At 70.6% G+C, this 20,890-nt stretch carries 20 protein-coding genes; 9 read left to right on the forward strand and 11 right to left on the reverse strand.

Going from position 1 to position 20,890, the window contains the following annotated elements; all coding sequences use genetic code 11:
- Window positions 1-26: 26 nt before the first annotated feature.
- Window positions 27-896 (forward strand): MBL fold metallo-hydrolase, encoded by an 870-nt coding sequence (locus GRX01_RS10170; protein ID WP_159666683.1) that lies wholly within the window; start codon window positions 27-29, stop codon window positions 894-896.
- A gap of 11 nt (window positions 897-907) precedes the next feature.
- On the opposite strand, the gene GRX01_RS10175 is transcribed toward GRX01_RS10170, so the two are convergent.
- From GRX01_RS10175 to GRX01_RS10190, 4 genes are all read right to left on the reverse strand, one after another.
- The gene (locus tag GRX01_RS10175) at window positions 908-2,113 is read right to left on the reverse strand and encodes an inorganic phosphate transporter (RefSeq protein ID WP_159666686.1); all 1,206 of its coding nucleotides are present in this window, start codon (window positions 2,111-2,113) and stop codon (window positions 908-910) included.
- A gap of 80 nt (window positions 2,114-2,193) precedes the next feature.
- Window positions 2,194-2,349: a DUF7859 family protein gene (locus GRX01_RS10180; protein ID WP_201289569.1), complete on the reverse strand. Its 156-nt coding sequence runs from the start codon at window positions 2,347-2,349 to the stop codon at window positions 2,194-2,196.
- Between the two features lie 63 nt (window positions 2,350-2,412).
- Complete coding sequence (locus GRX01_RS10185; RefSeq protein WP_159666690.1) at window positions 2,413-3,126, reverse strand: type 1 glutamine amidotransferase; 714 nt, start codon at window positions 3,124-3,126, stop codon at window positions 2,413-2,415.
- Window positions 3,127-3,243: 117 nt separating this feature from the next.
- Window positions 3,244-4,032: an alpha/beta fold hydrolase gene (locus GRX01_RS10190; protein ID WP_321168016.1), complete on the reverse strand. Its 789-nt coding sequence runs from the start codon at window positions 4,030-4,032 to the stop codon at window positions 3,244-3,246.
- 144 nt (window positions 4,033-4,176) lie between these two features.
- Between GRX01_RS10190 and GRX01_RS10195 the strand changes: the two genes are divergently transcribed.
- Both GRX01_RS10195 and GRX01_RS10200 read left to right on the forward strand, forming a co-directional pair.
- Window positions 4,177-5,202 (forward strand): threonine aldolase family protein, encoded by a 1,026-nt coding sequence (locus tag GRX01_RS10195; protein WP_159666693.1) that lies wholly within the window; start codon window positions 4,177-4,179, stop codon window positions 5,200-5,202.
- A gap of 120 nt (window positions 5,203-5,322) precedes the next feature.
- Window positions 5,323-5,856: a TspO/MBR family protein gene (locus GRX01_RS10200; RefSeq protein ID WP_159666695.1), complete on the forward strand. Its 534-nt coding sequence runs from the start codon at window positions 5,323-5,325 to the stop codon at window positions 5,854-5,856.
- A 90-nt stretch (window positions 5,857-5,946) separates the two neighbouring features.
- Here the strand turns inward: GRX01_RS10200 and GRX01_RS10205 are convergent, their stop codons facing one another.
- Window positions 5,947-8,721, reverse strand: a complete 2,775-nt coding sequence (locus GRX01_RS10205) for a sensor histidine kinase (RefSeq protein ID WP_159666697.1) — start codon at window positions 8,719-8,721, stop codon at window positions 5,947-5,949.
- Window positions 8,722-8,825: 104 nt separating this feature from the next.
- On the opposite strand from GRX01_RS10205, the gene alaS reads away from it, so the two are divergent.
- The 5 genes from alaS (at window position 8,826) to GRX01_RS10230 (ending at window position 13,980) form a co-directional block, all read left to right on the forward strand.
- Entirely contained in the window at window positions 8,826-11,594 is a 2,769-nt protein-coding gene (gene alaS / locus GRX01_RS10210; protein WP_159666700.1) for an alanine--tRNA ligase, read from the forward strand.
- A gap of 10 nt (window positions 11,595-11,604) precedes the next feature.
- Window positions 11,605-11,892, forward strand: a complete 288-nt coding sequence (locus GRX01_RS10215) for a hypothetical protein (RefSeq protein ID WP_159666702.1) — start codon at window positions 11,605-11,607, stop codon at window positions 11,890-11,892.
- A gap of 46 nt (window positions 11,893-11,938) precedes the next feature.
- Window positions 11,939-12,298: a hypothetical protein gene (locus GRX01_RS10220; RefSeq protein WP_321168017.1), complete on the forward strand. Its 360-nt coding sequence runs from the start codon at window positions 11,939-11,941 to the stop codon at window positions 12,296-12,298.
- Window positions 12,299-12,373: 75 nt separating this feature from the next.
- Window positions 12,374-13,462: an aminopeptidase gene (locus tag GRX01_RS10225; protein WP_159666705.1), complete on the forward strand. Its 1,089-nt coding sequence runs from the start codon at window positions 12,374-12,376 to the stop codon at window positions 13,460-13,462.
- Window positions 13,463-13,827: 365 nt separating this feature from the next.
- A complete protein-coding gene (locus GRX01_RS10230; protein WP_159666707.1) occupies window positions 13,828-13,980 on the forward strand; it encodes a hypothetical protein in 153 nt (50 codons plus the stop codon).
- Window positions 13,981-14,037: 57 nt separating this feature from the next.
- Here the strand turns inward: GRX01_RS10230 and lrp are convergent, their stop codons facing one another.
- A complete protein-coding gene (gene lrp / locus GRX01_RS10235; protein ID WP_159666710.1) occupies window positions 14,038-14,496 on the reverse strand; it encodes an HTH-type transcriptional regulator Lrp in 459 nt (152 codons plus the stop codon).
- 125 nt (window positions 14,497-14,621) lie between these two features.
- On the opposite strand from lrp, the gene glnA reads away from it, so the two are divergent.
- Window positions 14,622-16,001, forward strand: coding sequence for a type I glutamate--ammonia ligase (gene glnA, locus GRX01_RS10240; RefSeq protein WP_159666713.1), 1,380 nt, complete (start codon window positions 14,622-14,624; stop codon window positions 15,999-16,001).
- Between the two features lie 71 nt (window positions 16,002-16,072).
- Here glnA and GRX01_RS10245 read toward each other — a convergent pair whose 3' ends face one another.
- The 5 genes from GRX01_RS10245 to GRX01_RS10265 form a co-directional block, all read right to left on the reverse strand.
- Complete coding sequence (locus GRX01_RS10245; protein WP_159666715.1) at window positions 16,073-17,116, reverse strand: phosphatase PAP2 family protein; 1,044 nt, start codon at window positions 17,114-17,116, stop codon at window positions 16,073-16,075.
- Between the two features lie 9 nt (window positions 17,117-17,125).
- A complete protein-coding gene (locus GRX01_RS10250; RefSeq protein ID WP_159666718.1) occupies window positions 17,126-17,545 on the reverse strand; it encodes a hypothetical protein in 420 nt (139 codons plus the stop codon).
- The gene (locus GRX01_RS10255) at window positions 17,542-18,459 is read right to left on the reverse strand and encodes a YhjD/YihY/BrkB family envelope integrity protein (RefSeq protein WP_159666720.1); all 918 of its coding nucleotides are present in this window, start codon (window positions 18,457-18,459) and stop codon (window positions 17,542-17,544) included. The genes GRX01_RS10250 and GRX01_RS10255 overlap by 4 nt, the downstream gene beginning before the upstream one ends.
- Window positions 18,460-18,581: 122 nt before the next feature.
- Window positions 18,582-19,409, reverse strand: a complete 828-nt coding sequence (locus GRX01_RS10260) for a YihY/virulence factor BrkB family protein (protein ID WP_159666722.1) — start codon at window positions 19,407-19,409, stop codon at window positions 18,582-18,584.
- Window positions 19,410-19,476: 67 nt separating this feature from the next.
- Entirely contained in the window at window positions 19,477-20,592 is a 1,116-nt protein-coding gene (locus GRX01_RS10265; RefSeq protein ID WP_159666724.1) for a tRNA (guanine(26)-N(2))-dimethyltransferase, read from the reverse strand.
- Window positions 20,593-20,890 lie beyond the last annotated feature (298 nt).

Genomic DNA, 20,890 nt, shown 5'->3' on the forward strand with positions numbered 1-20,890 from the left:
TTGTCCCGGTCGGACCATTCGACGGTATGCGCGTTCGGTTCCTCGGTACCGGCGGGAGCCAGCCGATCCCGCTGCCGACCTGCGACTGTCGGCTGTGTCGGGAGGCGAGGCGGACGGGGCCGCCGGTGGCCCGCCGAGGCTCCGAGCTGTTCCTCCCCGGGATCGCCGGGCTGGTCGACGCCTCCGAGTTCGCGCCGAGAACGCTGTCCGAGTCGGGAATCCGATCGCTGGAGTACTGTTTCCTGACCCACTGGCACGCCGACCACGCGGGCGGACTCCGCGTGCTCGGGATGCGGCCGGCCGATCCCGGACCCGGGGAGACGGTCTCCGAGGCGAAGGCGCGGACCGCGCCGACGCTCGTCACCACCCGCCCGGTGTACGAGCGCGCCCGCGAGAGCGTCGGGGTCGTCGGCCACTACGTCGATACGGGGGTTGTGGACCTCCACCTGCTCGACGGGGACGAGGCGGGCCCGCTCCGGACCGACGGGTGGCGGGTCGACGCGCTTCCGTACCCGCTGGAGCCGGGATCGGGGATCGAGGACGCGACCGGGTTCCTGTTCGACGACGGCGACGCGACGCTCGCGGTCGTCGCCGACGACGCCCGTGGCCTCCCGGCGGCGTCACTCCCCGCGGATCTCGACGCGGTCGTGTTCGAGTCGGGGTATCTCACCCGGACTCCGGACGGGGACCGACACCGCGATCCCACGCCCGGTGAGGGTGACCTCTCGCATCCGGAGATCCTCGACAGAGTTCGTCGGGTCGACCCGGACGCGGCGTTCCTCAGCCACATCGGCCACCACTACGGGTGGAGTCACGCCCAACTGACCGAACTGGCCGGCGGCGCCGACTACGAGGACGTGACGTTCGCACACGACGGACTCGTGGTCGATGTATAGCCTCGCCCGACTCAAATCACCGCGTCGACGGCGGTGAACGCGCCGTAGCCGATCCCGAGTGCCAGCGCCAGCGACCCGATCCACGCCAGCACGGTGTACGCCATCTTCCGTGTGCTCACGCCGGCGCCGCCGGCCGCGTACCCGGACCCGATGATCGCGGAGACGATGATCTCGTTGAACGAGACCGGGATCCCGAACGCGACCGCGGTCTGTGCGATCGCGAAACTGGGAATGAGCGCGGCGATGGAGCGCCGCGGCCCCAGCGAGGAGTAGTCCTGCGCGAGCGCCTTGATCATCCGCGGGGCGCCCGTCCACGAGCCAGCGAGCAGACCGATCCCGCCGCCGATGAGTACGGCGATCAGCGGGATCTGTACGGCCGACCCCTCGCCGCCGATCAGCGGTACGAGCGGGCCGATCGCGAGCCCGACCTGCGAGCCGCCGGCGGAGAAGGCGACGAGCCCCCCGAGCACGAGCAGGAACCGACGCTGTCCGCGGGCCTCGTCGAGCGTCATGTCGCGAAACAGCGCGAGCGCGACGAGGATCGCGAACGCCACCGTGACGGCGACCCAGCCGAGGTCGACGCCGCCGACGCCGACGGCCGGAAGCGCGTCGGCGACGGCGCCCGCGAGCGAGCGCTGAACGCCCGGCGGGCCGAGCACGGTGAAGCCGATGTTGGCGACGAGGGCGGCGACGAGGCCCGCGAGCGTCGGTACGGCGATCCGCTCGGGAACGCGGTCCGCGCGCAGAAGTCGCGCCGTGGCGTAGGCGATGCCGCCGCCGACGAACGGGGTCGCGACCCACAGCGCCACGATCTCGCGGTACTTCCCCCACGCGGGGTCGCCCCCGAGCGCGAGGCCGACGCCGACGACGGCGCCGGTGACGGTGAACGCGGTGGCGATCGGGTAGCCGGCGAACACGCCGATCGCGACGAGCACGGCGGCGGTGAGCAGCCCGACGATCGCCGCGGCGGCGGTGATCGACACCCCCGCGACGAGGTCGTTCCCGACCGCCTCGGTGACGTTCGCGCCCTGCAGCACGGCCCCGAGGAACCCGAGCACGCCGACGATCAGGCCCGCGCGCATCACCGAGATGGCGTTGGCGCCGACCGCGGGGGCGAACGGCGTCGATCCCGACGATCCGGCGCCGATGGCCCACGCCATGAACAGCGAGGCGAGGGCGGCGACGAGGAGCGTAGCGAGGGTGCCGGCTGCGACCATACCCGGGCGTCAGGCCCCGCGGGTAAGTCGTTGTTGGGTCCGGCGTCGGGCGGCGGCACCCCGAGCCGCCGCGGACGCGTTCACTGTCGCCCCTGATCGTAGCCCTCGGCGACGTTGACGACGATCCGGCGGATGAACAGGTACGCGCCGAACACCAGCGCGAGCAGCACCACGAGGATGATCGTCAGCCCCGGGTTCGCGGCGACGGCGTCGATCAGCGTGTCGACAACTGCCATACCCGCGGATGCGACGGTGCGAGCCATAGGGGTTTCGACAGCGTGACCGCGACCGACGGGGGCTCACGCCTCGACGCCGTCGCCCGACGCCGCATCGCGGACGCGGCGGCAGTGCGCGGTGAAGTTGTCGAACAGCGTCTTCGACTGGCAGGCGGCCTCGTAGCGCTCGGGAGTGATCTCGGAGAGCACCTCGTCGACCCGGTCGTCGCCGATGCGGTCGCGTTTCCCCTCGCTCACCGTCTGGGCGGTCTCGATGTCGTACTCGGGGTGGAACTGTACGCCCCAACAGTTGCCCTTGCGGAACGCGTGCACGCCGAACTCGTTCTCCGCGAGCAGCTCCGCGCCCGGCGGGAGCTCGACGACCGTGTCTCCGTGGGTGGTGAAGACGGTGAACTCGCGGTCGATGCCGTCGAACAGTTCGTCGTCGCCGTGGTGGGTGACCTCGTTGTAGCCGATCTCGAAGTCGTCCATCCCGCCGACGCGGCCGCCGAGCGCCTCGGCGAGCACCTGATGGCCGTAGCAGACGCCGAGGATGGGCAGGCCGTGCTCGGCCGCCTCGGCGGTCCACTCGACCAGCGGCGGGATCCACTCCTCGTCCCAGTACACGGAGGAGCGCGAGCCGGTGATCACCACGCCGTCGAAGTCGAAGTCGTCGGGGAGCTGCTGTGCGTTCGCGTCGAACTCGACGAGGTCGGCGTCGAGCTCCCGCCGGAAGTTACGGGCGGTGTTCGCGCCGTCGTGGGCGGCGTTGAGAAGAGCCAACCGAAGGCCTGTCATTGAACGTGCTGAGGCGCTCTCGTTAAAATGGTTTGTGTCATCGCCGAGTTCCTCCGGGGTTCGGGACCGGGGAGGCGTGGACGCGGTGGAGTGCGGGGGTGCGACGCGGCCGACGAGTCACTCCTCGCCCTCGAGGAACGCCAGAACGCGATCGTTCACCTCCCGGCTCGCCTCCACGTTGGCGAGATGGCCCGCGCCGTCGACCTCGACGAACTCCCCGCGCGGCAACCCCTCGGCGAGCTCCTCCCCCTTCGTCGGCGGACACACCGCGTCCTCGCTCCCGTGGAGCACGAGCGCCTCGTTGGACACCTCGTACAGTCGGTCGGCGACGTCGAACTCGCGAACGGCCGCCCGCGCGGCCTCCCAGGCGTCGCGGTCTGCGTCCTCGGCGGCGCGCCACTCGACGATCCGCGAGACGACGGACGGCTGGAAGTCGAGGAACTCGTCGGTCACGGCCGCCCGCAGCGACGACTCCAACGCCGCCGGGTCGGCGGGATCCGCCCACAGGGAGTCCGGATCGATCCCGGAGCCGTAGGCGGCGGTGCCGACGAGCGCGAGCTTCCGAACGCGTCGGGAGTGCAGCGCCGCGTGCAGCGCGACCATCCCGCCGAGGCCGACGCCGACGACGTGGGCCGCGCGGATCCCCGCGTCGGCGAGTACGGCGTCCAGGTCCGCGGCGAGGTGACCGACCGCGTACGGTCCCGGCGGCGCGTCGGAGTCGCCGGTGCCGCGGGTCGCGGGGACGACCGCCCGGTACGGGCCGGCGACGGCGGCGTGCTGCCAGCCCCACTGCCACGGTCCGTAGCCGATCTCGCCGCAGAACGCGACGGCGTCGACGTCGCGGTCGCCGCCCTCGCCGTCGACTTCGTAGTACAGGTCAACGTCTCCGTTCGCTGCGTGAGGCACTGGTCGGTTGTTCGCGACCACGGGCCGTGAATCCCTCGGACGTCCCCTCGACCGTCGGGGAGACGGGATCGGCGGCCGTCCAGCGGGTCGCGCTCGCCTTCCCCGACCGCTCCCTATTTCTCTCGTCGGGCGGACGGTTCGCGTATGATCGACTTCCGGTCGGACACGGTGACCCGCCCCAGCGACGAGATGCGCGACGCCGCCCGCGACGCCGCCGTCGGCGACGACGTGTACGCCGACGACCCGACGGTCAACGAGTTGGAGGCCCGCGCGGCAGACCTCGCCGGCTTCGAGGACGCGCTGTACGTCCCCTCGGGAACGATGGGCAACCAGATCGCGATCCGCACGCACACCGACCGCGGGCAGGAACTGCTGTGTGACGAACAGGCGCACGTGTACAAGTGGGAGCTGGGCGGCATCCCGCAGCTCTCGCAGGTACAGCCGCGGATCCTCGACTGCGGCGACCGCTGTGTTCCGACGCCCGAGCAGGTTCGCGAGGGCTACGTCGAGGAGGATCTCCACCGCCCCGGCACGGGCCTGCTGTGTCTGGAGAACACGCACAACTCCCGCGGCGGCGTCGCCGTCCCCAAAGCCGACATCGACGAGGCGGCCGCCGCCGCCCACGAACTGGACGTTCCGGTCCACCTCGACGGCGCGCGCTTCCTCAACGCCTGCGTCGCGCTCGACACCGACCCCGCGGCGATGACCGAGCACGTGGACTCGGTCATGTTCTGCCTCTCGAAGGGGCTGGGCGCGCCCGTCGGGTCGGTGCTCGCGGGGAGCGAGGAGTTCATCGAGCGCGCCCGCCGAACCCGGAAGCTGTTCGGCGGCGCCATGCGGCAGGCGGGGATGATCGCCGCGCCCGGCCTGCGCGCGCTGGAGAACGTCGACCGGCTCGCGGAGGACCACGCCAACGCCGCCCGCCTCGCGGCGGGGCTGAACGACATCGAGGGGCTGTCCGCGCCCGAGCCGGACACCAACATCGTGATGGTGGACAGCGAGGCCGCCGGGCTGACGGGCGAGGAACTCTCGGCCGCCTGCAAGGAGCGCGACGTGAAGTTCCACGCCTTCGGCGAGTACACCTGCCGGCTGTGTACCCACCTCGACGTGGACGAGGGCGACGTGGCGGAGGGGCTCGACCGAATCGAGTCGGTCGTCGCCGAGGCCTGAAGGGGTCGACCGCGGAGAACGAGGTCGACGGCAGACGGGATCGGGGCGAAATCGGCCGACCGCCGACGAACCGGTTCGTTGGCTGACCGTTTTATGCCGCCGGACGACGGACGGAGGTGCATGGCCGACACCTCGACGACCCGCGGCTCCGGCGGCTCCGGCGGTCCGATCTCTGGGCTCGACGAGCGCCTCGACGGGTTCCTCGGGCTCGTCGCGCTGGTTCTCGCGGTCAATGTCGCCGGCGCGGTTCCGGCCGTCGTCGGCGGCCCGGACTCGGCGTGGTTCGCGGCGCTGACCAAGCCCGCGATATACCCGCCGTCGTGGCTGTTCGGCGTCGTGTGGACGGGGCTGTTCACGCTCTCGGCCGTCGCTGTGTGGCTCCTCGTCCGCGCGGAGCCGTCGCGAGCGCGCCGGCTCGCGCTCGGCGCGTTCGTCCTCCAGTTCGCGGTCAACGTCGCGTGGACGCCGACGTTCTTCGCGTTTCAACGGATCGCGGCGGCGCTGGCGATCGTCGTCGTCCTCGCGGTCCTGCTCGCCGGCACGGTCGTCGCGTTCGCCCGCGTCGACCGCCGCGCGGCGGCGCTCCTGCTCCCGTACCTCGCCTGGGTCTGCTTCGCCGCGGTGTTGAACTACCGCTTCATCGCGTTGAACTGAGCCGCGGGCGCCGTCGGATGGCCGAGCAACTGCGGTCGAGCGCTCCGTCCCCGTCGCGACACTCGCTCCGGTCGGGGGACCGACCGAGGGCTATCCGTCGCCGGTGACGAACTCGAACCGTGCACCCCCGTCCTCGCCGGTCGTCGCCGTCACCGACCAGCCGTGGGCCTCGGCGATACGGCGAACGATCGCGAGCCCGAACCCGGTGCCGTCATCGATGGTGGAGACGCCGACCTCGAACACCTCCTCGCGGCTGTCGGCCGGGATCCCCGGCCCGTCGTCGGCGACGGCGAACCCCGTCGGCGTCGCCTCCACGCGGACGGCCGGCGCGTCCCCGCCGTGCTCGATGCTGTTGCGGAACAGGTTCTCGAACAGTTCACGGAGGCGGTCCCCGTCGGCCTCGACGGCGAGGTCGTCGTCGACCGCGAGCGTCGCGTCGCCGGTCTCGACGATCCCCCACGCCGCGCGGGCGACGACCGACACGTCCACCGACTCGGTGTCGCCGACGACGCGTCCCTCGCGGGCCAGCCTGAGCAGGTCGTCGACCAGCGCGCGCATCCGCTCGACGGCGTCGGAGACGGTGTCGAGGTGCTCGAGCTCGCCCGTCTCCCGGACGAGTTCGAGGTACCCCTCGGCGACGGACAGCGGGTTGCGGAGGTCGTGTGAGACGACGCTGGCGAACTCGTCGAGCCGCTCGTTCTGCCGGCGGAGCGCCCGCTCCCGCTCCTTTCGCTCGGTGATGTCGGAGTAGATGGCGTACCCGCCGACGTTCTCGCTGCCCAACTCCAGCGGAACGACGTACATCAGGAAGTCGCGCAGGCCGTCCGCGGTCGCGCGGCGACACTCGCTCCGGAGGCTCTCCCCCGCGTGGAGCCGTTCGTTGAACTCGGCCGCCCGAATCTCCGCCTCCTCCCCCTCGGGAACGATGAAATCGTCGATGGACTCGCCGACGACCTCGTCCCCGTAGCCGAACGTGTCGGCGAACGCGGAGTTGATCTCCCGAACGACCGGCTCGCCGTCCACCAACTCGAACGACAGGGCCGCGTCGGGGATGTTCTCGAACAGCGCCGACAGCCGGTCGTGCTCGGCGCGGAGGTCGGCCTGCGCCCGAACCCGCTGCAGCGACACCGCCACGTGTGACATCAACAGCTCCGCGTGGTTGAGGTCGTCACGGGTGAACGAGTCGGGGACGGTTGCGACGGCCTGAAACACGCCGAGATCGCCGATCGGCACCGACAGCCCGGATCGGTACTCCGATCGCGCCGGGGCCGCGTCGTCGTCGTCCGCCACGTCGCTCACGAGCACCGACTCGCCGGTCTGGAACGTCCGACCGGCGATCCCCTCGTCGAGCTCCATCGGCCGGGAGCCGTCGTGTGGGCTGCCCGTGGAGTCGGCCTTGGGCACGAGCTTGTCTCCCTCCCTGAGCGTGATCGTCGACTTGTCGAACTCGAGCACCTCCTCGGAGGCGCGGATCGCGCGCTCGATCAGGGTCCGCTCGTCGTCGGCGGCCGCGAGGTCGGCGGTCGCCTCGTGAAGCTGTTCGGTCACGCGCCGTGCGTTCCGGAGCGCCCGCTCCGATCGGATCCGTTCGCGCGTCGCCGTCGCGTACGACGTGAGCAGCTCCGCGAACTCCAGGTCGCCGTCGTCGAACGCGCCAACGTGCTCGGTGACGGCCTGAAACACGGCGTCGGCGGCGAACGGGACCGAGATGAGCCCACGCGCCGTCCCGTCGTGCGACTCCGCGAACTCGTGGTCGGAGACGTCGTCGAAGACGAACGATCGGTCCTCGACGTGGCTCACCTCCATGGCGCCGAAGCCGCGCGAGAGCTCCTTCGGGAGGCTGTCGTCGGTCGTTGCGCGTATCGTGAACCGTTCGCTGTCGGCCGTGTACACGCACGACCGATCGAACGCGAGCACTCGTTCGGCGATCTCGACGACCAGCTCGTACAGCTCGTCCTCGCTGTCGGCGTCGACGAGCCGGGGCGCCGCCTCGTGAAGCTCCGTCATCACCCGTTCGCGGCGCATCAGGTTCGCCTGGGCTCGCAGGCGCTCGTACGCCTGCCCGACGTGCGTCGCCAACAGCTCCGCCAGCTCGCGATCGGTTTCGTCGAACGCGTACGGGGTCCGCGAGATCGCCTGAAAGACGGCGTCGCTGCCGAACGGGACGGATATCCCCGACCCGGTGGCGTCGGGGTCGTAGATGTCCCGCGTCGAGATGTCGTCGACGTGTACGGTCTCGCCGCGCGTGAACGCACGCCCGCCGACCGACTCCTCGACGTCGACACGCGTCCGGAGCCAGTCGGCGTTCTCCGAGCGGGCGCGGACGACCATCTCGCCGTCCTCGTGGACGGCGATCGCGCAGTGGTCGAACTCGAGCACGCGTCGCGCCACCTCGATCGTCCGGTCGAACAGCTCCGAGACGCCCTCGGCGGCCGCGATGTCGGCGGTTCCGGCGTGCAACTCGGTCATCCGCCGGCGCGCCGCCCGAAGCTGTCGACGCGTCTCGCCGGTGCGTGCGCGGTCGATCTCCACGGCGAGCCGATCGGCGTCGGCCGCCCGCGAGACGTGGCCGTCGACGTACTGCAGGTCCGGATCCGGCGCGCGCTCCGCGTACGCGACGACCGACGCCCTCGTCGTCGACAGCACCTCCGCTACCTCCGCCGACGGGGGGAGGTCGCCGACCAACACGACCGCGTCCGGCGGTCGGTCATCGTCGAGCCGTTCGACGAGCCCGGCGGCGTCGACGGCCTCGACGCCGCCGTCGAACGCGCGACCGAGCGAATCGAGCAGTCCGTCGGGAACCGTCGCGTCGGTCGCCGTCACGACGACGACGGCGATCGACGGCTCCGCGACAGGATCCGCCATTGGTACTCGATGTTGTCCCTTCCTCACATAACAGTAACGGGGTCGAGACCGGCGGCGAGCGCGGCCCGGAACCCTTTTGCGCGGCGACGGGGCACAACGTGGTAATGAGCGACCTTACCGCGGAGTATCGCCTCGACTACTTCGAGGAGGAGGGGTTCTCCCGACGGGAGTGCTCCTCCTGCGGGGACCACTTCTGGACCCGCGACGACGAGCGGGAGCTGTGCGGCGAGCCGCCCTGCGAGGACTACTCGTTCATCGGCGACCCCGGCTTCGACGAGGCGTACACCCTCGAGGAGATGCGCGAGGCGTTCCTCTCGTACTTCGAGGACCACGACCACGAACGCATCGAGCCGTACCCCGTGGCGGCGAACCGCTGGCGCGACGACGTACTGTTAACGCAGGCGTCCATCTACGACTTCCAGCCGCTCGTCACCTCCGGGGAGACGCCGCCGCCGGCGAACCCGCTCACGGTCAGTCAGCCGTGTATCCGGATGCAGGACATCGACAACGTGGGCAAGACCGGCCGCCACACGATGGCCTTCGAGATGATGGCCCACCACGCGTTCAACGCGAAGGAGGAGGTCGGCGACGAGTACGCCTACTCCGGGGAGGTGTACTGGAAGGACGAGACCGTCCGCCTGTGTGACGGGCTGTTCGAGGAGATGGGGGCGGACCTCTCGGAGATCACCTACATCGAGGACCCGTGGGTCGGCGGCGGCAACGCCGGGCCCGCCATCGAGGTCATCTACAAGGGGGCCGAGCTGGCGACGCTCGTCTTCATGTCGCTGGAGCAGGACCCCGACGGCGACTACGAGCTGAAGGACGGCAACACCTACTCCGAGATGGACACGTACATCGTGGACACGGGGTACGGACTGGAGCGGTGGACCTGGATGAGCCAGGGGACGCCGACCGTCTACGAGGCCATCTACCCGGACACGATCGAGTTCCTGAAGGACAACGCCGGGATCGACCTCACGGACGAGGAGGAGGAGCTGGTCCGCCGAGCCTCGACGCTGGCGGGCCACCTCGACATCGACGAGGCGGAGGACGTCGAGGCCGCCCGCGACAACATCGCGGACAAGCTCGGCGTCGACGCCGCCGAGCTGACCGCGCTGCTGGAGCCGCTCGAGGACATCTACGCCATCGCGGACCACTGCCGGACGCTCGCGTACATGTTCGGCGACGAGATCGTTCCCTCGAACGTCGGGACGGGCTACCTCGCACGGATGGTGCTCCGGCGGACGAAGCGCCTCGTCGACGAGGTCGGCGTCGACGCCCCCCTCGACGAGCTGGTGGACATGCAGGCCGACCGCCTCGGCTACGAGAACCGCGACACGATCCGCGACATGGTGCGCACCGAGGTCGAGAAGTACCGCGAGACGCTCGAACGGGGCGGCCGCAAGGTCGAGTCGCTGGCCGACGAGTACGCCGGCACCGGCGAGCCGATCCCGGTCGAGGAACTGATCGAGCTGTACGACTCCCACGGCATCCAGCCGGACATGGTCGAGGAGATCGCCGCCGAGCGGGGCGCGACCGTCGAGGTGCCCGACGACTTCTACGGGCTCGTCGCCTCCCGACACGACTCGGCACAGGCGTTCGACCGCGAGGAGTCGGGCGACGAGCGGATCGACGACCTCCCGACGACGGAGCGGCTCTACTACGACGACCAGGAACGGACGGAGTTCGAGGCCGTCGTGCTGGACGTGTTCGAGCGCGAGGACGGCTACGACGTGGTGCTCGATCAGACGATGTTCTACCCCGAGGGCGGCGGCCAACCCGCCGACCGCGGAACGCTCTCGACGGACGACGCCACCGTCGAGGTCGAGGACGTCCAGCTCCGCGGCGACGTGGTGCTCCACCGCACCGACGACGACCCCGGGAAGGGCGAGTTCGTGACCGGACAGGTCGACGGCGAGCGTCGCCGGCGGCTGATGCGGCACCACACCGCGACCCACATCGTCGGCTACGCCGCGCGGCAGGTGCTCGGCGATCACGTCCGGCAGGCGGGCGCACAGAAGGGGCTCCAGTCGTCCCGCCTCGACGTGGCCCACTACGACCGCGTCACCCGCGAGCAGGTGAAGGCGATCGAGCAGGTCGCCAACGAACTCGTGCGCCGAAACGTCCCGGTGAAACAGGAGTGGCCCGACCGCCACGAGGCCGAGTCCGAGCACGGCTTCGACCTCTATCAGGGGGGGATCCCCCCGGGCGAGCAGATCCGGCTGATCCGGGTCGGTGACGACGTGCAGGCGTGCGGCGGCACCCACGTCGCCCGGACGGGCGACATCGGCGCGATCAAACTGTTGAAAACCGAGCCCGTGCAGGACGGCGTCGAGCGCCTCGTGTTCGCCGCCGGCGAGGCCGCCCTCGATGCGACCCACCGCATCGAGGACGCGCTGTACGACGCCGCCGACGTGCTCAGCGTCGATCCTCAGGAGGTGCCCGAGACCGCCGAGCGCTTCTTCACCGAGTGGAAGCAGCGCGGCAAGACGATCGACCGCCTGAAGGAGGAGCTCGCGGAGCTTCGCGCCGCCGCGGGCGGCGAGGAGGTCGCGGTCGGCGACGCCGTCGCGGTCGTCCAGCGGATGGACGCCGACAGCGACGAGCTCCGGGCGACGGCCAACGCCCACGTCGAGGACGGCCGGATCGCCGTGCTCGGTTCCGGCGACGGCGGCGCCGCGACGTTCGTCGTCGGCGTCCCCGACGACGTCGGCGTGAACGCCGGCGAGGTCGTCGGCGAACTCGCGGGCCGCGTCGGCGGGGGCGGCGGCGGTCCGCCGGACTTCGCGCAGGGGGGCGGCCCAGACGTGGACGCGCTCGACGACGCGCTCGACGACGCGGCGGACGTACTCCGGCAGAAGCTGGAGGCCTGACCCGTCCCCGATGTCGCTGATCGACGCGCTCCCGTACCCAATGGGCGCCGCGGCGGTGCGGAGCCTCACCGACTCCGACCGGATCGTCGAGGCGCACCACGAGGTGATCGCACAGCGCTCCGGGACCGAGGTCGTGCCGGCGCTGTTGATCACGACCGAGACGAGGTCCTTCGCCGTCGTCGAGGACCCCGAGGCCGAGCGCTACCGCGTGCTGGCGTCGGGCGATCGCGACGACCGCGAGGCGGTGTACGCCGAGCTCCGCGAGTGGGCGACCGAGCAGGGGTACGGCGGCCCCTGACTCCCGACCGAACCGACTTTCTCTCCGCGGCCGGTCCGGTTCGAGCGTGCCCGACGAACACGACGACGCGGAGCCGGTTCGCGAGTACGACAAGCTCGTCCGCGACGAGGTCCCCGACGTGATCCGCGCGGCCGACGAGACGCCGGTAACCCGGTCGGTTTCGGGTGCGGAACTGGACCGCTATCTGCTCAACAAACTCGTCGAGGAGGCCGTGGAGGCCCGCGACGCGGCCGACGACCCCGTGGAGTCCGTCGACGCGGAACTCGCGGACCTCGCGGCGGCGTTGGACGCGGCCATCGACCGCCGCGGTCGCGAACGGATAGCACGGTTGCGACGAGAGAAGGCGGCCGAACGGGGAGCGTTCGCCGACGGGATCGTGCTGGAACGGGTCGAGCCCGCCGAGTGAGGTGACCGCGGCGGGGCTCGCGGTCGATCCGTCGGCGACCGAAACCCCTACTCGGCCGGACGGCAAGCGCGTGACATGGACCCGCGAATCCGCGAACACGCCGAGACCATCGTCGACCACTCCATCGAGCTCGAGGAGGGCGACGACCTCGTCATCCAGCTCCCCGCCGAGGCCGAGGACCTGGCGGTCGCCCTCCACGAGTACGCCGGCGACATCGGCGCGAACCCCGTCTACCTGAACAACTCCCAGCGCGCCACCCGTGCGTACCTCCGTGCCCGCGAGGACGACTTCGAGCTGCCCGACCACGAGCTCGCGCTGTACGAGGCGGCCGACGCGTTCGTCATCGCCCGCAGCGGCGGCAACGTCTCGGAGAAGGCCGACATCGACCCGGAGACGACCGCCGACTACAACCGCGCGCGCCGGCCCGTCCAGCGGGAGCGGCTCTCGAAGACGTGGTGTCTCACCCAGTTCCCGACGAGCGGGCACGCCCAGCTGGCGGGCATGAGCACCGAGGAGTACGAGAACTTCGTGTACGACGCGGTGAGCCTCGACTGGGAGGCGCAGGCGGAGTTCCAGCAACAGATGGTCGAGCTGATCGACGACGCCGAGGAGGTCCGCATCAGGTCCGGCGAGGAGACGGACCTCACGATGTCGGTCGCGGGTAACACCGCCCTCAACGACGACGGGCGGGCGAACCTCCCGGGCGGCGAGGTGTTCACCGCGCCCGTGAAGGACAGCGTGAACGGCGAGGTGTACTTCGACCTGCCGCTGTACCGCCAGGGCCGCGAGATCGAGGGCGTCCGGCTCACCTTCGAGGACGGTCGCGTCGAGGAGTTCTCCGCCGAGCGCAACGAGTCGGTGCTCGCGGGCGTGTTCAACACAGACGAGAACGCCCGCTACCTCGGCGAGCTCGGGATCGGGATGAACCGCGCCATCGACCGGTTCACGTACAACATGCTGTTCGACGAGAAGATGGGCGACACCGTCCACATGGCCGTCGGTTCGGCGTACCCCGAGACGGTCGGTGAGGGCAACGAGGTCAACGAGTCCGCCGAGCACGTCGACATGATCGTCGACATGAGCGAGGACTCCGTGATCGAACTCGACGGCGAGGTCGTCCAGCGGGACGGGACGTTCACGTTCGAGGATCGCGAGGACGAGTAAGCGAGCGTAGCGTGCGCACGAGTCCTCGGAAGGACGGCGGCGAGGTGAACGCGGTCGAACGAAGTGAGTCCGCGTTGCCCGAGCCGCCCAAGAAGAGTGCAAGGACGAGTAAGCGAGCGTAGCGTGCGCACGAGTCCTCGGAAGGACAGCGGCGCGCTTCCGACCGCTCCAGCCGAGGCGACGGGGGTCCGCTCCGGAGCCGTCAGTGCGTCCGTATAGCACGTACCGCGTCCGCGGTCGGCGACGCCGTTCGCGGTACTGCGGACCGACGGAGCCGACAACCTTCACGGAAGTGCATGTACTAATATATTTCTCTCTGTACGCCGGTACCGGGATTTATGAGTGTGTGACCATGTCACTCGGGTGTGCCCAAGGTGAACTGTCCCGACTGCGGCCGTCAGATCGGAATGCACGAACTCGAGGCGAAGACGACGGCGCAGTCCGGCGGCTTCTCGACCCGGTACCGCTGTCCGTTCTGTCAGACGGACATGGAAGACGTGACCGAGCTCATGGCCTGAACCCGGCGTTCGGCTATCGACCGTTCTCACCGTTCGCGGCCCGCCGCGGACGACAGTTCACTCCTCGACGTCGAGGTCGAACTGCGCGTTCTCCACGACCGTGTTGAGCACGACCGAGGTGTTCGTCTCGCGGATGTCCTGATCGGCGAGCAGACCCTTGATCCCCTCGTTCATCTCGTCGGTGTCGTGGAACTTGCCGATCGCGATGACGTCGTAGTCGCCGGTGACCTCGTAGACGGACACCATCTGCTTCTGGTCGCGCAGACGATCGACGATCTCCGGCAGCGCGCTCCCCTCGACCTTCAACTGAACGATCGCCGTCACGTCGTAGCCGAGTCGGCCGTAGTTCACCCGCGGTGTGTACCCCTCGATCACGCCCTCGTCCTCGAGGTCACGAAGGTGATTCGAGACGGTCGTCACCGACACGTCGAGGTCCTCCCCCAGCGAGCGGAGGCTGGCGCGACCGTTCCCGAGGAGCGCGTTGACGAGCTTGGCATCGAGGTTTTCGTACGTCATTACAATCGACCACGGGTGCCACCCTTTAGAATTTGACGGATGTCCACTACGAGCGAAGGGAAGGGGAAATTGCATGGACCGTCAACTCCTATATACCGGGAGTGTATGGAGTCAAACGTCACAACATGACGGACGGAAACACCAAGGCTGACGGCGGGCTCAGCGCCGTCGAGCAGGACGTTATCGACGAGATCGACGAGAAGGGGATCGACTTCCTCCGCCTCCAGTTCACGGACATCCTGGGGACGGTGAAGAACGTCTCCGTCCCGGCGACGCAGGCCGAGAAGGCGTTCACCGAGGGAATCTACTTCGACGGCTCCTCGATCAACGGGTTCGTCCGGATCCAGGAGTCCGACATGCGCCTCAAGCCCGACCCCGAGACGTTCGCGGTGCTCCCGTGGCGGACCCGCGCGGACGACCAGGGCGGGGCCGCCCGCCTCATCTGCGACGTGATCGACACCTCGACCGGCGAGCCGTTCGAGGGCGACCCCCGGCGCGTACTCAAGAACGCGCTCGACCGCGCCGAGGAGATGGGATACGAGGTCAACGCCGCGCCCGAGCCGGAGTTCTTCCTCTTCGAGGAGGACGAGGACGGTCGGGCGACGACCGAGACGGGTGATCACGGCGGCTACTTCGACCTCGCGCCGAAGGACCTCGCGAGCGACGTGCGCCGCGACATCATCTACGGGCTCGAGGACATGGGCTTCGAGATCGAGGCGTCCCACCACGAGGTCGCGCAGGGCCAACACGAGATCAACTTCGAGTACGACGACGCCCTCTCGACGGCCGACAACGTCGCGACGTTCCGCACGGTGGTCCGGGCGATCGCGGCCCAGCACGACCTCCACGCGACGTTCATGCCCAAGCCCATCCCGCGGATCAACGGCTCGGGGATGCACACGCACATCTCGCTGTTCACCGAGGACGGCGAGAACGCCTTCCACGACGAGGACGACGAGTTCGACCTCTCGGAGACGGCCAAGCAGTTCACAGCCGGGATCCTCGACCACGCCGAGGCGCTCGCGGCCGTGACGAATCCGACGGTGAACTCCTACAAACGGCTCGTCCCCGGCTACGAGGCGCCAGTGTACGTCGCGTGGTCCGACCGCAACCGCTCGGCGCTCATCCGCAAGCCGGCCGCACGCGTGCCGGCTGCCTCCCGTATCGAGGCGCGCTTCCCCGACCCCTCGTGTAACCCGTACCTCGCGTTCGCGGCGCTCATCCACGCCGGCCTCGACGGCATCGAGCGCGGGCTCGACTGCGACGACCCGGTCCGCGAGAACATCTACGAGTTCGACGAGCAGAAGCGCGAGGAGTACGGCATCACCACGCTCCCCTCGAACCTCGGCGAGGCGCTCGACGCCCTCGAAGAGGACGAGGTCGTGCAGGACGCGCTCGGCGACCACGTCGGCGAGAAGTTCGTCGAGGCGAAGTCCGCCGAGTACGACGACTACCGGGTCGACGTCTCCGACTGGGAGCTGGACCGCTACCTCGAGACGTTCTGAGGTCATCCGACCCCCGCCGCCCGTCCCCCCCCCCCCTCTCGCTCAACGCTCGAATCGCTCGATTCGGTCGGTCACTCCGACCGATCCGTTCGGCCCGTTTCTCCCCCGTCGCCGTCGGGTTCCGCCTCGCTGATGAGGTCCTCGATGGACTCCGCGCTCGCCTCGTCGTCTCGCATCGCCCGAACGCGCCCGACGACCGTCGGCCAGGCGACGACGAGCGCGACGCCCGCGAACGACAGGGGGACGGCCGCCAGCAGGCGGAACGGGGTCGTGTCCGGAACGACGCCGAACACGTACGGGAGCCCGATCGAGGCGACGGCGTAGGCGGAGCCGAACACGACGGCGATGAGCACGAGGCCCACGACCGCAGCGAGGGGGCCGACGGCCGTCGTGTCCGTCCCGCGAACCCGCCAGACCGCGTACCCGCCGAGCCCGCCGCCGAGGACGATGCCGGCCTCGAGCACCTCGCCGCCGTGCCCGCCGACCGCGGCGACGACCAGCGCCACCGCGCCGAGCCCGGCCGACAGGAAGAACGCCCGGTCGGGGTTCGGACGGAACCCCCTCCGGGCGACCCGCTGGAACAGCCACAGCCCCGCGAGCCCGACGGCGATGCCGACGACGACGTCCGCGAGGTAGTGGACGCCGAGCGCGACCCGGGTGAGCGCCACGACGCCGATCAGCAGCGCGGCGACGCGTCGGCGGTTCCGACGGGTTCCCACGTCGAGGAACGTCGCGAGCGCGCCGTACACCATCGTCGCGCCGATCGCGTGCCCGGAGGGGAAGCCGAACCCGTCGCCGGTGGCGGTGTTGACGTAAACGCCGTGAAGCAGCTCAGGGAGCCACAGCGGGGCGGTCGCCTCGCCGGCGCCGGGCGGCCGCGGCAACGCGAAGAGGCTCTTGAGGCCGACGGTCACCGCGAGCGCGCCGAGGCCGACGGCGACGACGGTCGCGCCGACGCGGCGGGGGTTGGCGGCCAGCCGGTCGTCGCCGATCCAGTACAACAGCGCGAGGCCGAGATAGAGGAACCACGCGTCGCCCAGTTGGGTGAGGAGGGCGGCGACGGCGACCACCCAGTCGGGCAGCGCGGCCGCGCCGGCGGTGATCGTGCGGAACATCCGCCCGCCTCACCGCCGGTCCCGGACGACGTCGAGCGCGCGTCCGGGCACCTCCACGAGGTTCAACCCGACGCCGACGAGGAGGAACAGCGTGTACAGCCCCAGCGTCGAGAGGAACACCACGAGCATCGCGGCGATCGCGACCCACTCCCGGAGGAAGTAGAACGCGCCCAGCGTCATCACGGTGCCGTACAGCAGCACCAGGTACGGTCCCCATCCCCGGGCGTGGCCCCGGCGCATCCGTCGGCGGACGTACCGCTTCAGTTCGGCCTCCAACGCCGGCTTCTCCACGGTCCGGTCGTCGATCGCGTCGAGGTCCGCGCGGAGCTCGGCGACGCGTTCGTCCAACTCCCCGATGTCCGGCGCCGGACGACCCTCGTCCTCCTCGCCGTCCGCCGCCGTCTCGGGGCTCGCGGTCTCGCCGCTCATTCGTCACCTCGCACGCGTGTCCGTCCCTTTATCTTGCCGGTCTGTCCCGTCGACGCCGGGTCCTCGCCGCCACTCCTCCGGCTCCCCCAGCCGCCGTCCCGGAGCACGACGTTGACGACGGCGCCGACCAGCACCAGCGTCGCGCCGAAGTAGAGGAACGTCACGAACAGCAGTACGCCGCCGAGGACGCCGTACACTGCCCCCTCGTCGCCGCCGCCGCCGGCGCTGAACTCGACGTACGCCTGAAACACCACCCGGAGAACGGTCCAGCCGACGCCCGCGAAGACGGCGCCCGGGAGTACGTCGCGGACGGTCACCTCCGAGTCGGGAAAGTTGTAGTACATCGGGAGGAACGCGGCCGTGAGGAGCGCCGGCAGCGCGAGGACGCTCGCGACGACGGTCACGGCGCCGACGTCGACGATCGCCACGACCGCCCCGAGCAGGACCATCGCGCCGATGCTCCCGCCGACGCTCGCGGCGACCACCAGCGAGTCGCGGAGCTGGTCCACGAGTCCGACCGCGCCCTCGATCCCGTACACCTGGGAGAAGGCGATGTCGAGGCCGCGAAGCACCTTCAACGCGCCCCACAGCGTCAGCGGGAGGCTGATGAGCGTCACCGACCCCTGTCCGGGACCGTTGACGAGCGCTGCCACGAGCAGTTCCTGCCCGGTGGCGGTGAGGAACTCCCCGCTCGCGTCGACGACCGCGGAGGCGAGCTGCTGTCCGCCCACCGTCACCGCGACGACCAGCGCCAGGACGGCCGCCGGCAACAGCGAGACGAACGCGTAGTACGCCACGCTCGCCGCGAGGAAGGTGACGTTCCCGTCGCTCGTCCGCGCGGCGACCTCGCGGACGAACGACGCCGCTCGCCGGAGCGACCCCGTCGCTCCCGCCGGTTCTGATTCTGCCTGCACGCCAGGGTGTTCACACGACCGAGAGAAAAACGCATGGTTCGTGTCGGGACGGTGAGAACTGAGTGATCGGTGCCCCGCGACTCCCCCACCCGGACGGGAGGCCCGTTGGAGCGATCGTCGGATCAGGCGTGTCCGGCGATCACCGCGTTCGTCGCCGCTCCGACGAGCACGAGCAGGTTCGCCGCGTAGAACCACGCGACGAGCACGACGAGCCCACCGATGACGCCGTAGATCCCGACGCCGCTGCCGGCGGCGGCGTACGCGCCGAGTACGGCGCCCGTGACCGTCCACCCCACCGCGGCGACGAGCGTCCCCGGGATCACCTCCGTGCGCGACACCGGGGTCGCCGGGAGCGAGTAGAACAGCGGGAACAGCGCCACCGTCGACAGCAGCAACACCGCGACGGGGACGCCCCCGCGGGCGATCGACTCGTTGGTGTACAGCGACAGGGCTCCCGCCGCGATCAGCACCGCGAGGACGCCCAGCCCGCCGACGCCGATCGCGAACGCCGTGTCGTGGACGCGCGACCGCACGCCCCGCTTCTCGACCCCGTAGACGGCGGCGAACGCGCGATCGAACCCCCGAAACAGCTGCACGACCGAGAAGGCGGCCAACGTTCCCGCGACGACGACGATCCCGCGTCGCTCCGTCACGTCGGCGAGCGAGGCGCGGAGGAATGCTCGCCCCCGGGGCGTCAGCAGCTCTCCCCCCGCGGTGACGGCTCCGGGGGCGACCACCCCTTCCCCGGCCCGGGTGAGGAACGCGACGATCAGCACCCCGACCGGGAGGGTCGCGACGCCGCTGTAGTACGCGAGGCTCCCCGCCACGAACGTGGCGTCCGCGGCGCGGAGGGCACGGACGACGGCGCCCGCGACCGCTATCGGACCGTCGCCGTCGACCTGTGATCCTCCGTCGCCGGCCGGCCCGGAGCCACGGGCGTCGTTCGACATGTCGGCGGCGTTGTCGACCGAGGTCAAAGAGGGCGGCGACCGGGACCGGAGCGGTCGTTCGGCCGCCTCACGCGAGACCGGCGGTCGCCTCGCGCATCTCGGCGACCGTCGCGTCGGTCTTGAACGCGGTCCCCGAGTAGTGGGCGTGGGAGGCGTCGAAGCCGGCCTCGCGCAGGGCGTCGACGAACACGTCCATGCCGACCGCGGGACGGCTCCACTGTTTGCACAGGCGGTGCTGGTCGTAGTGGGTCGGCGTGTCCAACTCGTCGGCGACGGTGTCGAGCAACGTCCGCGCGCGCTTCGCCTCGCCCATGTCGTCGGTCACCTCGCCGGCGACCCGCCCGGCGAACTCGGCGTCGGCGACCGCTCCCAGCCAGATCGGTCCGGCGGTGAGGACCCGGTTCGATCCGCAGTACGGGCACGACTCGGGCGCGTCGGGGAGCCGACCGAACTCGTGGTCGCGTTCGAGGCAGTCCTCGCAGTGGTGGACGAACCCCAGCGAGTCGAGGGTCGCCGTCGCCTCGGTGGCGTTGGCCTCCAGTTCGAGGTAGGTCCGGGCGTAGTGCCGGGAGACGTGCGAACAGATGGGAACGGCGGCCTTGTCCCGGCTGGCGGCCCGACGCACGAGCGCGCCGATCAGCACGCGAAGTCCCATTTCGGGGTGGTACTCGGTGTTTCGAGGGAGCGTGTCGTACCGGCGGACGCCCGACTCGAAGTGGGCGCCACACAGCGGCGCGGTGTCGGTCGCGGTGACACACAGGAGGTTTCGCGTGCCCGCGACCGCGGCGTCGGCGAACGGCATCGGCGAGCCGTACGGGTCGACGTCGACCACGTCGAAGAACCCCTCGTGCAGCAGCGCGTTGGCGTCGCGCTGGACCGCCTCGCCGTCGTAGGGCGCGAGGTTTCGTCCCGCGAGCGCGACGGCGTCGTCGTCCACGTCGGCGGCGGTCACGTCCCATCCCTCGGCGGCCGCGCGGGTGGCACGGACGCCGGAGGCAGCCATCGCGTCGAGGTACGTCTCCGCGCGCGGTTCGCGGTCGGCGTAGGCCCGGAGCGTCGCGACCGTGATATCGCGGTTCAACTCCATCTCGGGGTTGTAGAACACCTCGTCGGCGCGGCCCTCGCTCGCGCCGTCGCGCGCGCCCTCGACCTCGACGGTGACGCCGCCCTCCGTGACCTCCATCGTTGCCGGACGTGCGCCGCCCCCGGGGTTAACTGGCGCGGAATCGACGCGCGCCCACGAGTCGACGGCGATCCCGTTCGCCGGCCCCCGGCGGGACCGAAGCGTTTTGCCGGGGCCACGCCAACCGGCGCCACGTGACCCGAGGCGACGGCGACCCGGACGCGACACCCGAGGCCGCCGCCACCGGCGAGGGACCCGACTCAACCGACGGGGACCCTGCCGCCGCCGCCGACCCCGCCGCAACCGACGAGGAGGAACCGACCGCGGCGGACGCGGCCGACCTCGAACCGGGCGCGCT

Origin of the sequence: Halobaculum saliterrae (assembly GCF_009831625.1) — an archaeon.
In the GTDB taxonomy this organism is placed as follows: Archaea; Halobacteriota; Halobacteria; order Halobacteriales; family Haloferacaceae; genus Halobaculum; species Halobaculum saliterrae.

Excerpts from the sequence above, each read along its gene's own strand:
- glnA (WP_159666713.1), top strand. The coding sequence starts at position 14,622 with ATGACGGACGGAAACACCAAGGCTGACGGCGGGCTCAGCGCCGTCGAG.
- GRX01_RS10185 (WP_159666690.1), bottom strand. The coding sequence starts at position 3,126 with ATGACAGGCCTTCGGTTGGCTCTTCTCAACGCCGCCCACGACGGCGCG.
- GRX01_RS10245 (WP_159666715.1), bottom strand. The coding sequence starts at position 17,116 with ATGTTCCGCACGATCACCGCCGGCGCGGCCGCGCTGCCCGACTGGGTG.
- GRX01_RS10215 (WP_159666702.1), top strand. The coding sequence starts at position 11,605 with ATGTCGCTGATCGACGCGCTCCCGTACCCAATGGGCGCCGCGGCGGTG.
- GRX01_RS10170 (WP_159666683.1), top strand. The coding sequence starts at position 27 with ATGCGCGTTCGGTTCCTCGGTACCGGCGGGAGCCAGCCGATCCCGCTG.
- GRX01_RS10180 (WP_201289569.1), bottom strand. The coding sequence starts at position 2,349 with ATGGCAGTTGTCGACACGCTGATCGACGCCGTCGCCGCGAACCCGGGG.
- GRX01_RS10205 (WP_159666697.1), bottom strand. The coding sequence starts at position 8,721 with ATGGCGGATCCTGTCGCGGAGCCGTCGATCGCCGTCGTCGTCGTGACG.
- GRX01_RS10195 (WP_159666693.1), top strand. The coding sequence starts at position 4,177 with ATGATCGACTTCCGGTCGGACACGGTGACCCGCCCCAGCGACGAGATG.
- lrp (WP_159666710.1), bottom strand. The coding sequence starts at position 14,496 with ATGACGTACGAAAACCTCGATGCCAAGCTCGTCAACGCGCTCCTCGGG.
- alaS (WP_159666700.1), top strand. The coding sequence starts at position 8,826 with ATGAGCGACCTTACCGCGGAGTATCGCCTCGACTACTTCGAGGAGGAG.
- GRX01_RS10260 (WP_159666722.1), bottom strand. The coding sequence starts at position 19,409 with ATGTCGAACGACGCCCGTGGCTCCGGGCCGGCCGGCGACGGAGGATCA.
- GRX01_RS10200 (WP_159666695.1), top strand. The coding sequence starts at position 5,323 with ATGGCCGACACCTCGACGACCCGCGGCTCCGGCGGCTCCGGCGGTCCG.
- GRX01_RS10175 (WP_159666686.1), bottom strand. The coding sequence starts at position 2,113 with ATGGTCGCAGCCGGCACCCTCGCTACGCTCCTCGTCGCCGCCCTCGCC.
- GRX01_RS10265 (WP_159666724.1), bottom strand. The coding sequence starts at position 20,592 with ATGGAGGTCACGGAGGGCGGCGTCACCGTCGAGGTCGAGGGCGCGCGC.
- GRX01_RS10225 (WP_159666705.1), top strand. The coding sequence starts at position 12,374 with ATGGACCCGCGAATCCGCGAACACGCCGAGACCATCGTCGACCACTCC.
- GRX01_RS10250 (WP_159666718.1), bottom strand. The coding sequence starts at position 17,545 with ATGAGCGGCGAGACCGCGAGCCCCGAGACGGCGGCGGACGGCGAGGAG.